At 66.3% G+C, this 13,738-nt stretch carries 8 protein-coding genes and 3 rRNA genes; 9 read left to right on the top strand and 2 right to left on the bottom strand.

Features of this window, described 5'->3' with window-relative positions; translation table 11 throughout:
- The first annotated feature begins 31 nt into the window (after positions 1 to 31).
- The gene (gene proC, locus OHA99_RS16150; RefSeq protein ID WP_164243417.1) at positions 32 to 844 is read left to right on the top strand and encodes a pyrroline-5-carboxylate reductase; all 813 of its coding nucleotides are present in this window, start codon (positions 32 to 34) and stop codon (positions 842 to 844) included.
- Between the two features lie 42 nt (positions 845 to 886).
- Here proC and OHA99_RS16145 read toward each other — a convergent pair whose 3' ends face one another.
- Positions 887 to 1,471, bottom strand: coding sequence for a cysteine hydrolase family protein (locus OHA99_RS16145; RefSeq protein WP_405696304.1), 585 nt, complete (start codon positions 1,469 to 1,471; stop codon positions 887 to 889).
- 75 nt (positions 1,472 to 1,546) lie between these two features.
- On the opposite strand from OHA99_RS16145, the gene OHA99_RS16140 reads away from it, so the two are divergent.
- Positions 1,547 to 2,539 carry a helix-turn-helix domain-containing protein gene (locus OHA99_RS16140; protein ID WP_366474030.1) on the top strand — a complete coding sequence of 331 codons (993 nt, stop codon included), beginning with the start codon at positions 1,547 to 1,549 and terminating at the stop codon, positions 2,537 to 2,539.
- Here OHA99_RS16140 and trpS read toward each other — a convergent pair.
- The gene (gene trpS, locus OHA99_RS16135) at positions 2,494 to 3,504 is read right to left on the bottom strand and encodes a tryptophan--tRNA ligase (protein ID WP_381573244.1); all 1,011 of its coding nucleotides are present in this window, start codon (positions 3,502 to 3,504) and stop codon (positions 2,494 to 2,496) included. The genes OHA99_RS16140 and trpS overlap by 46 nt on opposite strands.
- Before the next feature lie 830 nt (positions 3,505 to 4,334).
- On the opposite strand from trpS, the gene OHA99_RS16130 reads away from it, so the two are divergent.
- The 7 genes from OHA99_RS16130 (at position 4,335) to OHA99_RS16100 (ending at position 13,727) form a co-directional block, all read left to right on the top strand.
- Positions 4,335 to 5,863 (top strand): 16S ribosomal RNA (locus OHA99_RS16130).
- 295 nt (positions 5,864 to 6,158) lie between these two features.
- Positions 6,159 to 9,280 (top strand): 23S ribosomal RNA (locus OHA99_RS16125).
- A gap of 84 nt (positions 9,281 to 9,364) precedes the next feature.
- Positions 9,365 to 9,481 (top strand): 5S ribosomal RNA (rrf, locus tag OHA99_RS16120).
- Together the 16S, 23S and 5S rRNA genes form the textbook arrangement of a ribosomal RNA operon.
- Positions 9,482 to 9,544: 63 nt before the next feature.
- On the top strand, positions 9,545 to 10,192 hold the full coding sequence (locus OHA99_RS16115; RefSeq protein ID WP_153178570.1) for an HAD family phosphatase: 648 nt from the start codon (positions 9,545 to 9,547) through the stop codon (positions 10,190 to 10,192).
- Between the two features lie 97 nt (positions 10,193 to 10,289).
- A complete protein-coding gene (locus OHA99_RS16110) occupies positions 10,290 to 11,537 on the top strand; it encodes an MFS transporter (RefSeq protein WP_405696299.1) in 1,248 nt (415 codons plus the stop codon).
- Entirely contained in the window at positions 11,488 to 12,660 is a 1,173-nt protein-coding gene (locus OHA99_RS16105) for an acetoin utilization protein AcuC (RefSeq protein WP_164383736.1), read from the top strand. Before OHA99_RS16110 ends, OHA99_RS16105 begins: the two co-directional genes overlap by 50 nt.
- 251 nt (positions 12,661 to 12,911) lie before the next feature.
- Entirely contained in the window at positions 12,912 to 13,727 is an 816-nt protein-coding gene (locus OHA99_RS16100; protein ID WP_153178567.1) for a phosphatase, read from the top strand.
- Positions 13,728 to 13,738: the final 11 nt, after the last annotated feature.

The raw sequence follows: 13,738 nt of genomic DNA, 5'->3' as shown, positions 1-13,738 counted from the left end.
ACGGACAGCGCACCGAAGGGGCACCGAACCCATGACCCAGAAAGTCGCCGTCCTCGGCACCGGCAAGATCGGCGAAGCCCTCCTCAGCGGCATGATCGGAGCCGGCTGGGCCCCCGCCGACCTCCTGGTCACCGCCCGCCGCCGGGAACGCGCCGACGAACTCCGCGCCCGCCACGGAGTCACCCCGGTCACCAACGCCGAGGCCGCCAAGAACGCCGACACCCTGATCCTCACGGTCAAGCCGCAGGACATGGGCACGCTCCTCGACGAACTCGCCCCGCACGTCCCCGCCGACCGCCTGATCATCAGCGGCGCGGCAGGCGTCCCGACCGCCTTCTTCGAGGAACGCCTCGCCCCCGGCACCCCGGTCGTCCGCGTCATGACGAACACCCCGGCCCTCGTCGACGAGGCCATGTCCGTCATCTCGGCCGGCACCCACGCGACCGCCGCCCACCTGACCCACACCGAGGAGATCTTCGGCGCCGTCGGCAAGACCCTCCGCGTCCCCGAGTCCCAGCAGGACGCCTGCACCGCCCTCTCCGGCTCCGGTCCGGCGTACTTCTTCTACCTGGTCGAGGCCATGACCGACGCCGGCATCCTGCTCGGCCTGCCCCGGGACAAGGCCCACGACCTGATCGTCCAGTCCGCGATCGGCGCCGCGAAGATGCTCCGCGACAGCGGCGAACACCCGGTCAGGCTCCGCGAGAACGTCACGTCCCCGGCCGGCACCACGATCAACGCCATCCGCGAACTGGAGAACCACGGCGTCCGCGCCGCCCTCATCGCCGCCCTCGAGGCCGCCCGCGACCGCAGCCGCGAACTGGCCTCCGGCACCAAGGACTGACGACCGGGGCGGGCCCGCCGCGCGAGCCCTCCGCGCGGGGGCTCACTTCGCCGCGCTCAGGACGTCCTCCGTGGTCACCACGTCCGCGAACCCGCCCCCGTGCAGCGACACCGCCGACGCCCGAGCCAGCTCGTCCGCGCCCTGCCGCCAGCCGAAGGGTCCCTCCAGGCCGAAGGTGTACGTCGCGTCGAACGCGACCACGACCTCGTACCCGAGGTTCCCGCCCATCCGTGCGGTCGTCTCGACGCACATGTTGGTCTGGATCCCGGCCAGCACGAGCTGCGAGATCCCCGCCGCCCGCAGCCAGGCCCCCAGATCGGGCGCGCCGAGGAACGCCGAGTTCACGCTCTTGGTGACCAGCAGCTCGGCCCCGCCCCCCTTCCCGCGCCGCCGCTCCACGTACTCCTTGAACGCGTTCCCGTCGTAGCCCGTCCGCAACGGCGACCCGGGCTTCACCGAGTCGTGCCGCACGAAGACGACCGGCCGCCCCGTGGACTGCCACACGTCGATGAGGGCGGCGATGTTGTCGTCGGCCGCCGGATTGTTGCGCGTCCCCCAGAAGCCGAGCTCCTCGAAGCCCTTCTGCACGTCCACGACCACCAGTGCTGCGTTCTCCGCGATGTCCATGCCTCCGATCGTGCCGCCGGGCAGCACCGAACCCCAGAGGCACATAAGCCAGCGACCGATGGTTTACTGCCACCCATGGCAGCCCCGGCAGACCCCTACCGCGTCGCCCTCGTCGCCTTCCCCGGCGTCCGGGCCTTCGACGTCGCCGTCATCACCGAGGTCTGGGGCACCGACCGCACCGACCGCGGCGCCCCCGCCTTCGACCTGCGCCGCGTCGCCGCCGACGAGACCACCGCGGTCATGATGCGCGGCGGCCTTGCCCTCCACCCCGACCGTCCCCTCGACTGGCTGGCCGAAGCCGACCTCGTCGTCGTTCCCGGCCTCGACGACCACCTCACCCCGGCACCCGCCCCGGTCCTCGCCGCCCTGCGCCGCGCCCACGAGCGCGGCACGACCGTCGCCGCCCTGTGCGGAGGCGCCTTCACCCTCGCCCAGGCCGGCCTCCTCGACGGCCGCCGTGCCATCACCCACTGGCGGCTCCTGGACCTCCTCCAGACCCACCACCCCCGGGTCAGGGTCGTCCCCGACGCACTCTTCATCGAGGACGACAACATCTGGACCGCCGCCGGCACGGCAGCCGGCATCGACCTCTGCCTCCACCTGGTCCGCCTCGCCCACGGCGCCGAGGCCGCCGCCACCATCGCCCGCTCGATGGTCACCGCGCCCTTCCGCACCGGCACCCAGGCCCAGTTCATCGAGCACCCCACCCCCCAGGCGGACCGGGACGCCGACGCCCTCGCCGGCGTCCGCGAACACGCCCTGCGCCACCTCGACCAGCCCCTCACGGTCGCCGACCTGGCCGCCCGCGCCGGCATGTCCCCCCGCTCCTTCGCCCGCCACTTCACGGCGGCCACCGGCACGACACCCCTCCGCTGGCTCCTGGACCAGCGCGTCGCCGCGGCCCAGAAGCTCCTCGAACGCACCGACCTGCCCATGCCCGAGGTCGCGCGCCGGGCGGGTTTCGGCAGCGAGGTCACGATGCGCCAGCACTTCGCGGCCCGCCTCGCCACCAGCCCCCGCGCCTACCGCGCCGCGTTCACCGGGGGCAGCAACCCGATCGCCCGGTAGGCGGCGTCCACGGTCGGCCGCGCCATCGCCCGCGCCTTCTCCGCCCCGTCCCGGAGGACGCCCTCCACGTACCCGGGATCGGCGCACAGTTCCTGGTGCCGCTCCCGTACCGGCCGCAGCACCTCGACGACCGCCTCAGCGGTGTCCTTCTTCAAGGCGCCGTACGAGTCGTACCCACCCGCCAGCTCCGCCGGGTCCCCACCCGTACAGGCGGCGAGGATCTCCAGCAGATTCGCGAGCCCCGCCCGCTCCTCCCGGTCGTAGACGACGTCCCGTCCGCTGTCGGTCACGGCCCGCCCGACCTTCTTCCGCACCACGTCCGGCTCGTCCAGCAGATAGACGATCCCGGGCCCGGTGTCGTCGCTCTTGCCCATCTTCGAAGCGGGCTCCTGCAGATTCATCACCCGGGCCGCCACCGCCGGACCGGTCGCCCGGGGCACCACGAACGTGTGCCCGTACCGCTGGTTGAACCGCACCGCGAGATCCCGCGCCAGCTCCACGTGCTGCGTCTGGTCCTCCCCGACCGGCACCTCGTCCGTCCCGTACGCCAGGATGTCCGCTGCCATCAGCACGGGATACGTCAGCAGCGACAACCGCACACTCCCGCCCCGCCCCCGCTCCCGCACGGCCTTCTCCTTGTACTGGATCATCCGCCGCATCTCGCCGTCGGTCGCCACGCACTCCAGTACGTACGACAGCCGGGCGTGCTCGTCCACGTGACTCTGCACGAACACGGTGCACGACTCGGGATCCAGCCCCGCCGCCAGCAACAGCGACGCCGCCTGCCGGCTCAGTCTGCGCACCCGCGCCGGGTCGTGGTCGACGGTCAGTGCGTGCAGGTCGACGACGCAGAACAACGCGTCCGACCGGTACTGGTCCTCTGCGGCCCACCGCCGCATCGCTCCCAGGTAGTTCCCCAGGGTCAGGTGCCCCGTCGGCTTGACCCCACTGAAGACCCGCGTCATCTCTCCACCTCCTGGTCAGGACCGCCGCCCCCGGCCGGCCGCCCCTCCTGGAGGGAGATACGAGAACGGCCGCCGAAGCGGCGGCCGTCGAGTGCATACGTGTGTGCGGCCGCCGTCAGGCGGCCCACCAGCGCTGGTTGCACGTACGCGTCGTCACGAGCCCCACCGTACGCCCGCGCGGCCCCCGCCACCCGGGATTTGACACGTCTGCCCCGCACTCCTAGAGTTCTCCGAGTTGTCCGACGTGAGCGCCGACCCCGGTCGGTCCCCGGACAGCGATTCCGCGAGTACCAACCACTCTTCGACGAACCGTCGCACTGTCGGCGTCGTCTTCCTGTCGGTGCGTGTATTTACGGAATGAGGAATCCACGTTCGAAAGAACGCGGCCCCCGATTAGCTCGGGAGCCGGGAGTCCGCTAGAGTCTCACCTCGTTGAAACGGCCCAAAGGCCGGGACGGCAACCCCCTCTGACGGGGAATCAGAGCCCGAAAGGATCTGATAGAGTCGGAACCGCCGGAAAGGGAAACGCGAAAGCGGGAACCTGGAAAGCACCGAGGAAATCGGATCGGAAAGATCTGATAGAGTCGGAAACGCAAGACCGAAGGGAAGCGCCCGGAGGAAAGCCCGAGAGGGTGAGTACAAAGGAAGCGACCGTTCCTTGAGAACTCAACAGCGTGCCAAAAGTCAACGCCAGATATGTTGATACCCCGTCTCTCCCGTTCGGGAGGGCGAGGTTCCTTTGAAGTAACACACAGCGAGGACGCTGTGAACGTCGGGACTATTCCTCTCGATGTTCCGCTCTCGTGGTGTCACCCGATCACGGGTAAACATTCACGGAGAGTTTGATCCTGGCTCAGGACGAACGCTGGCGGCGTGCTTAACACATGCAAGTCGAACGATGAACCACCTTCGGGTGGGGATTAGTGGCGAACGGGTGAGTAACACGTGGGCAATCTGCCCTTCACTCTGGGACAAGCCCTGGAAACGGGGTCTAATACCGGATACTGACCTGCCAAGGCATCTTGGCGGGTCGAAAGCTCCGGCGGTGAAGGATGAGCCCGCGGCCTATCAGCTTGTTGGTGAGGTAATGGCTCACCAAGGCGACGACGGGTAGCCGGCCTGAGAGGGCGACCGGCCACACTGGGACTGAGACACGGCCCAGACTCCTACGGGAGGCAGCAGTGGGGAATATTGCACAATGGGCGAAAGCCTGATGCAGCGACGCCGCGTGAGGGATGACGGCCTTCGGGTTGTAAACCTCTTTCAGCAGGGAAGAAGCGAAAGTGACGGTACCTGCAGAAGAAGCGCCGGCTAACTACGTGCCAGCAGCCGCGGTAATACGTAGGGCGCAAGCGTTGTCCGGAATTATTGGGCGTAAAGAGCTCGTAGGCGGCTTGTCACGTCGGTTGTGAAAGCCCGGGGCTTAACCCCGGGTCTGCAGTCGATACGGGCAGGCTAGAGTTCGGTAGGGGAGATCGGAATTCCTGGTGTAGCGGTGAAATGCGCAGATATCAGGAGGAACACCGGTGGCGAAGGCGGATCTCTGGGCCGATACTGACGCTGAGGAGCGAAAGCGTGGGGAGCGAACAGGATTAGATACCCTGGTAGTCCACGCCGTAAACGGTGGGCACTAGGTGTGGGCAACATTCCACGTTGTCCGTGCCGCAGCTAACGCATTAAGTGCCCCGCCTGGGGAGTACGGCCGCAAGGCTAAAACTCAAAGGAATTGACGGGGGCCCGCACAAGCGGCGGAGCATGTGGCTTAATTCGACGCAACGCGAAGAACCTTACCAAGGCTTGACATACACCGGAAAGCATCAGAGATGGTGCCCCCCTTGTGGTCGGTGTACAGGTGGTGCATGGCTGTCGTCAGCTCGTGTCGTGAGATGTTGGGTTAAGTCCCGCAACGAGCGCAACCCTTGTCCCGTGTTGCCAGCAAGCCCTTCGGGGTGTTGGGGACTCACGGGAGACCGCCGGGGTCAACTCGGAGGAAGGTGGGGACGACGTCAAGTCATCATGCCCCTTATGTCTTGGGCTGCACACGTGCTACAATGGCCGGTACAATGAGCTGCGATACCGCAAGGTGGAGCGAATCTCAAAAAGCCGGTCTCAGTTCGGATTGGGGTCTGCAACTCGACCCCATGAAGTCGGAGTCGCTAGTAATCGCAGATCAGCATTGCTGCGGTGAATACGTTCCCGGGCCTTGTACACACCGCCCGTCACGTCACGAAAGTCGGTAACACCCGAAGCCGGTGGCCCAACCCCTTGTGGGAGGGAGCTGTCGAAGGTGGGACTGGCGATTGGGACGAAGTCGTAACAAGGTAGCCGTACCGGAAGGTGCGGCTGGATCACCTCCTTTCTAAGGAGCATTTCTTACCGGCCTTCGGGCTGGTCAGAGGCCAGGATGCGAGCGAACGTCTCGCACTGGTTGCTCATGGGTGGAACGTTGACTACTCGGCACGATCAGGATGAGGACTGCTAGTACTGCTTCGGCGTGGAACGCAGGATCTTGACTGAACGTGTCGGGCACGCTGTTGGGTGTCTGAGGGAATGATTTTCCTTCAGTTGCCGGCCCCAGTGCACTCGGGAGTTTTCCCGGGGTGATGGGTGGTTGGTCGTTGTTTGAGAACTGCACAGTGGACGCGAGCATCTGTGGCCAAGTTTTTAAGGGCGCACGGTGGATGCCTTGGCACCAGGAACCGATGAAGGACGTGGGAGGCCACGATAGGCCCCGGGGAGTCGTCAACCAGGCTTTGATCCGGGGGTGTCCGAATGGGGAAACCCGGCAGTCGTCATGGGCTGTCACCCGCTGCTGAACACATAGGCAGTGTGGAGGGAACGCGGGGAAGTGAAACATCTCAGTACCCGCAGGAAGAGAAAACAACCGTGATTCCGGGAGTAGTGGCGAGCGAAACCGGATGAGGCCAAACCGTATACGTGTGAGACCCGGCAGGGGTTGCGTGTGCGGGGTTGTGGGATCTCTCTTCTGTTGTCTGCCGGCAACAGGACGAGTCAGAAACCGTTGATGTAGGCGAAGGACATGCGAAAGGTCCGGCGTAGAGGGTAAGACCCCCGTAGTCGAAACATTAGCGGCTCGTTTGAGAGACACCCAAGTAGCACGGGGCCCGAGAAATCCCGTGTGAATCTGGCGGGACCACCCGCTAAGCCTAAATATTCCCTGGTGACCGATAGCGGATAGTACCGTGAGGGAATGGTGAAAAGTACCGCGGGAGCGGAGTGAAATAGTACCTGAAACCGTGTGCCTACAAGCCGTGGGAGCGTCGGGATGGAGCTTGCTCCATCCTCGTGACTGCGTGCCTTTTGAAGAATGAGCCTGCGAGTTTGCGGTGTGTTGCGAGGTTAACCCGGGTGGGGAAGCCGTAGCGAAAGCGAGTCCGAACAGGGCGATTTTAGTAGCACGCTCAAGACCCGAAGCGGAGTGATCTAGCCATGGGCAGGTTGAAGCGGCTGTAAGAGGTCGTGGAGGACCGAACCCACCAGGGTTGAAAACCTGGGGGATGACCTGTGGTTAGGGGTGAAAGGCCAATCAAACTCCGTGATAGCTGGTTCTCCCCGAAATGCATTTAGGTGCAGCGTCGTGTGTTTCTTGCCGGAGGTAGAGCACTGGATAGGCGATGGGCCCTACCGGGTTACTGACCTTAGCCAAACTCCGAATGCCGGTAAGTGAGAGCGCGGCAGTGAGACTGTGGGGGATAAGCTCCATGGTCGAGAGGGAAACAGCCCAGAGCATCGACTAAGGCCCCTAAGCGTACGCTAAGTGGGAAAGGATGTGGAGTCGCACAGACAACCAGGAGGTTGGCTTAGAAGCAGCCACCCTTGAAAGAGTGCGTAATAGCTCACTGGTCTAGTGATTCCGCGCCGACAATGTAGCGGGGCTCAAGCGTACCGCCGAAGTCGTGTCATTGCAGCAATACGGCCAACGCCGGCTGTGATGGGTAGGGGAGCGTCGTGTGCCGGGTGAAGCAGCCGCGGAAGCGAGTTGTGGACGGTTCACGAGTGAGAATGCAGGCATGAGTAGCGATACAAACGTGAGAAACGTTTGCGCCGATTGACTAAGGGTTCCTGGGTCAAGCTGATCTGCCCAGGGTAAGTCGGGACCTAAGGCGAGGCCGACAGGCGTAGTCGATGGATAACCGGTTGATATTCCGGTACCCGCTGTGAAGCGTCAAACATCGAACCAGGCGATGCTAAGTCCGTGAAGCCGCCCTGATCTCTTCGGAGTTGAGGGGAGTGGTGGAGCCGACGAACCAGACTTGCAGTAGGTGAGTGATGGGGTGACGCAGGAAGGTAGTCCATCCCGGGCGGTGGTTGTCCCGGGGTAAGGGTGTAGGCCGTGCGGTAGGTAAATCCGTCGCACACAAGGCTGAGACCTGATGCCGAGCCGATTGTGGTGAAGTGGATGATCCTATGCTGTCGAGAAAAGCCTCTAGCGAGTTTCATGGCGGCCCGTACCCTAAACCGACTCAGGTGGTCAGGTAGAGAATACCGAGGCGTTCGGGTGAACTATGGTTAAGGAACTCGGCAAAATGCCCCCGTAACTTCGGGAGAAGGGGGGCCACACCCGGTGACGAGTCTTGCACTCCGAGCTGGGGGTGGCCGCAGAGACCAGCGAGAAGCGACTGTTTACTAAAAACACAGGTCCGTGCGAAGCCGTAAGGCGATGTATACGGACTGACGCCTGCCCGGTGCTGGAACGTTAAGGGGACCGGTTAGTCACATTTCGGTGTGGCGAAGCTGAGAACTTAAGCGCCAGTAAACGGCGGTGGTAACTATAACCATCCTAAGGTAGCGAAATTCCTTGTCGGGTAAGTTCCGACCTGCACGAATGGCGTAACGACTTCTCGACTGTCTCAACCATAGGCCCGGTGAAATTGCACTACGAGTAAAGATGCTCGTTTCGCGCAGCAGGACGGAAAGACCCCGGGACCTTTACTACAGTTTGATATTGGTGTTCGGTTCGGCTTGTGTAGGATAGCTGGGAGACTTTGAAACTCGCACGCCAGTGTGGGTGGAGTCGTCGTTGAAATACCAGTCTGGTCGTGCTGGATGTCTAACCTGGGTCCGTGATCCGGATCAGGGACAGTGTCTGATGGGTAGTTTAACTGGGGCGGTTGCCTCCTAAAGAGTAACGGAGGCGCCCAAAGGTTCCCTCAGCCTGGTTGGCAATCAGGTGTTGAGTGTAAGTGCACAAGGGAGCTTGACTGTGAGACCGACGGGTCGAGCAGGGACGAAAGTCGGGACTAGTGATCCGGCGGTGGCTTGTGGAAGCGCCGTCGCTCAACGGATAAAAGGTACCCCGGGGATAACAGGCTGATCTTCCCCAAGAGTCCATATCGACGGGATGGTTTGGCACCTCGATGTCGGCTCGTCGCATCCTGGGGCTGGAGTCGGTCCCAAGGGTTGGGCTGTTCGCCCATTAAAGCGGTACGCGAGCTGGGTTTAGAACGTCGTGAGACAGTTCGGTCCCTATCCGCTGTGCGCGTAGGAGTCTTGAGAAGGGCTGTCCCTAGTACGAGAGGACCGGGACGGACGAACCTCTGGTGTGCCAGTTGTTCTGCCAAGGGCATGGCTGGTTGGCTACGTTCGGGAGGGATAACCGCTGAAAGCATCTAAGCGGGAAGCCTGCTTCGAGATGAGGACTCCCACCCCCTTGAGGGGTTAAGGCTCCCAGTAGACGACTGGGTTGATAGGCCGGATCTGGAAGCACCGTGAGGTGTGGAGGTGACCGGTACTAATAGGCCGAGGGCTTGTCCTCAGTTGCTCGCGTCCACTGTGTTGGTTCTGAAACCACGAACAACCCCACGTCCACAGCGTGGTGCGGTTGAGTGTTTCATAGTGTTTCGGTGGTCATAGCGTAGGGGAAACGCCCGGTTACATTTCGAACCCGGAAGCTAAGCCTTACAGCGCCGATGGTACTGCAGGGGGGACCCTGTGGGAGAGTAGGACGCCGCCGAACAATTATTGCGAGGAGACCCCGCACCGGGAACGGTGCGGGGTTTTCTGCGTTTAGGGTCGGTGTATGCGCTACGACCTGGTTATCTTCGACAACGACGGTGTTCTCGTCGACAGCGAGCCGATCTCCAACCGTCTGCTCGCCGGCTATCTCACCGAGCTGGGGCACCCGACGTCCTACGAGGACTCGCTGCGGGACTACATGGGTGGTGCCATGCACCGTGTGCACGACCTGGTGCTGGAGCGGACGGGGCGGCGACTGCCCGAGGACTTCGACGACGTCTTCCACGGGCGGGTGTTCGCCGCCTTCGAGCGGGAGCTGGAGCCCGTTCCGGGGGCCGTCGGTGTGCTGGAGAAGCTGGCCGCGGACGGGGTGGCGTACTGCGTGGCGTCCTCCGGGAGCCATGAGCGGATCCGGGTGGGGCACCGTAAGGCCGGGCTCGACCGGTGGTTCGACGACGGGCGGATCTTCAGTTCTCAGGACGTGGGGCGGGGCAAGCCCGCACCGGACCTGTTCCTGCACGCGGCCGGACGGATGGGTGTGGCACCGGAGCGGTGTGCCGTGATCGAGGACAGCCCGCTCGGCGTGCAGGCCGCGGTGGCCGCCGGGATGGACGTGTACGGGTTCACCGCGATGACGCCGGCCGCGAAGCTGGCCGGGGCGACCCGGCTCTTCGCGGACATGGGGGAGCTGGCCGACTTGCTCGCGGGCTGACGACCGTCGACCCGGTCGGCCCGGTGCTGGAAGCTGAGCAGAATTCATCTTTGGCGGGATCTACCCACGGGTAGGCCGGAGCCCTACGCTCGCCGCCATGACTGATGTGCTGCGGCGCGGCAGGGCCTCGCTCGCGTTCGGCTTCTTCGCCCAGGGGGTCGCCTTCGCGCTGCTGGTGACGCGGATCCCGGCCATCCAGAACCGGTACGGCGTCTCCGACGCGCTGCTGCCCGTCTTCCTCGCCGCCGTGCCGATTCTGGCCGGGGTCGGGAGTGTGGTGAGCGAGCGTCTGGTGCGGCGGGTGCGGCCCAGCCGGCTGCTGCGCTGGTCCCAGCCGGTGGTGCTCCTGGCGCTGCTCGGGGTGGGAGCCGGGGACCGGGTGGCGGTGCTGGCCGTCGCCCTGGCCGTCTTCGGGCTGGCCGTGGGCGCGCTGGACGCGTCGATGAACATGCTCGGGGTGAGCCTGCAACGGGCGTACGGGCGCAGCATCATGCTCGGGTTCCACGCGACGTACAGCCTCGGCGGGATCCTGGGGGCCTCGCTGGCGTGGGTGGGGGCGCACTGGGACCTGGCGCTGTGGGTGTCGTATCTGCCCGTGGTCGTCGTGCTGCTGCCGGCCGCGCTGGTCGGGAGCCGGTGGTACGTCGACGGGGACGGCGGTGGTCCGGCTGAGGCGGCGGTGGAGAAGGGGTCGGGCGGGGCCGGGGCGGGCGTCGGCTTCAAGGTGCTGTTGCCGCTGTGTCTGGTGATGACGTTCGCGTACATCGGGGACTCGACCGTCTCCAACTGGAGCGCGAAGTACCTCCAGGACGTGCTGGGCAGTTCGGAGCAGCTGGCCACCGTTCCGTACAACGTCTACATGGTGACCACGCTGGTGGGCCGGGCCCTCGGGGACCTCGGGGTGCGGCGGTTCGGTGCCGTGGCGGTGGTGCGGGGCGGGGCGGTCGTCGCGGCGGGCGGGTTCGCCGTGGTGGCGTCGGCGCCGGGGGCCTGGGTGGGGATGCTCGGGTTCACGCTGCTGGGGCTCGGGCTGTGTGTGCTGGTGCCGCAGACGTTCGCGGCGGCGGGGCGGCTGGCGGCGGAGCGGGACGGCCGTCCGGGTGCGTCCGACGCGGCGGTGGCGCGGCTCAACGTGTTCAACTACGTCGGTTTCCTGATCGGTTCGCCGCTGGTGGGTGCGCTCGGGGACGCCTGGAGCTATCGCGGGGCGATGCTCGTACCGATGGTGTTGGTGCTGGTGACGGTCGTGTACGCCAGGTCGTTCGGGGATCGGCCGGACCGATACGGTGGCGGGCATGAGCGGCCGCGCACAGCTGATGTGGGACGAGGCAGTAACGGGCTATGACTTCGGTCCCGAGCATCCGATGGACCCGGTCCGGCTCGCCCTGACGCGGAGCCTGGTCGGTGCCCTCGGGCTCGACCGGGAGGTGGAGGTCGTCGCGGCGCGGCCGGCCGGGGAGTCGACGCTGCGGCTCGTCCACCGGGAGGACTACATCGACGCGGTGAAGGCGGCGTCGGCGGAGCCGGGCGCGGCCGACGGGTCGTACGGGCTCGGGACGGTGGACGATCCGGCCTTCGCGGGGATGCACGAGGTGTCCGCGCTGATCGCCGGGCAGTCGGTGGGGGCGGCGGAGGCGGTCTGGCGCGGGGACGCGCTGCACGCGGTGAACTTCGCGGGCGGGCTGCACCACGCGATGCCGGGGGCGGCGTCCGGGTTCTGCGTGTACAACGACGCGGCGCTGGCGATCGCGCGGTTGCTGGAGCTGGGGGCCGAGCGGGTCGCGTACGTGGACGTCGACGTGCATCACGGTGACGGGGTGCAGGCGGCGTTCTGGGAGGACCCGCGGGTGCTGACGGTGTCGCTGCACGAGCATCCGCGGACGCTGTTTCCGCAGAGCGGGTGGCCGGAGGAGACGGGCGCCGACTGTGCCGAGGGGGCGGCGGTGAACGTCGCGCTGCCGGCCGGCACGGGGGACGCGGGGTGGGTGCGGGCGTTCCACGCGGTGGTGCCGGAGCTGCTCGCGGAGTTCCGGCCGCAGGTGCTGGTGACGCAGCACGGGGCCGACACGCACTTCGAGGATCCGCTGGCGCACCTGGCGGTGTCGCTGGACGCGCAGCGGGCGGTGCAGGTGGCGTGTCACGACTTCGCGCACGAGTACGCCGGGGGGCGGTGGGTGGCTCTCGGGGGTGGTGGCTACGCCGTGGTGGAGGTGGTGCCGCGGTCGTGGGCGCATCTGGTGGGGATCGCGGCGGGCCGGCCGGTGGAGCCGGAGACGGTGATTCCGGAGGGGTGGCGGCAGGAGGTGTACGCGCGGACGCGGCAGCTGGGGCCGATGCGGATGACCGATGGGCGGTGGCCGGTGTCGTTCGCCTCGTGGGAGGCGGGGTACGACCCTGCGGATCGGGTGGATCAGGCGGTGCGGGCGGCTCGGCGGGCGGTGTTTCCGTTGCGGGGGTTGTTGCCGTAGGGGGCGGTTTCCCAGAGGGCGGCCTTCTTGGGTGCCCGGCGTTGATGCCGGGCGGGGGTCGGTGCGCTGCCCGGCGGTGCGGGGTGCCTCCCCCAGTGCCTGAACGGCCTGGGAGGTACCCCCACCGCCCACCCGTGCCGCCCCAGCGGCACGACTGCCCGCAGCTGGGGGAGGCGGGGTGTTACGCCGACCGTGCGTAGATCTCCCCGTTTCCTGTTCGTCTCGTGGGGAGACCCGGCAGCATCGTTCGTGTGCTGACCCGTGGAGCTCTTCGGGCTCATCTTCTTGATGTGCGGCTGGCCGGGGTGGTGGCGACCTCTCGGGAGGTGAGTCTGCGGAGTTACCGGTTGTTCGCCGCGCGGGATCCCCGGGTGCTGATCGGGATCGACCCGGCAGGGGAGTGGCGGCAGCGGGAGCTGGTCGCGCTGATGGCGGAGAGGTGCGGGGTTTCGGCCGATCCGCGTGACACCTCCGGTCAGGACGTGATCGACCCCGACCGGACCCTCGCGGCCCTGGACGCCTTCGCCGGCCGGCTCGCGGCGGCCGCCGAACGACGGGCCCCGGTGCTGTTCGGCACCGGGCACCCGCATCGACTGCTCGGTTTCTACGTCGCCTTGGCCGAGGCGCTGTCGGCGGCGGGATGTGCTGTCCTCACCCCTGCGCAGGGTCGCTCTGTCGACATAACGACCCGGTTCGGTCTACGCACGTACCACCTCGACTACGTTCGCGGAGTCGCGTTGGTGCGGGAGCCCGCCGCCGGGCGCGCCGGTGGTGAGCCCGGCGCACACACGCACTCGCCGCTGCCGGTTCGTACGGCGCTGGCGGCCGCTGCCGAGGCCGGCGGGCCGTTGCCCGAGTTGGTGATCGGGGATCACGGGTGGGTCTGCGGGGCAGGTCAGCTGGGGTTCGAGGCGATCGGTCCGGCGGACACGGACGATCCCGCGCTCTTCGTGGGGGAGGCCGAGGGGGTCGTGTCCGTCGCCGTTCCACTTGATGACGCTGTGCGGTCCGAGTACTACCGACCGCTTACCCGCTACGTACTCAATCGGGCGTGTCTGTCACGTTAGGGATGTGAGGG

Origin of the sequence: Streptomyces coelicoflavus (assembly GCF_045041415.1) — a bacterium.
GTDB lineage: Bacteria > Actinomycetota > Actinomycetes > Streptomycetales > Streptomycetaceae > Streptomyces > Streptomyces coelicoflavus.
Note: the sequence above shows the minus strand (reverse complement) of the source record. Positions and strands in the feature narration are given on the sequence as shown.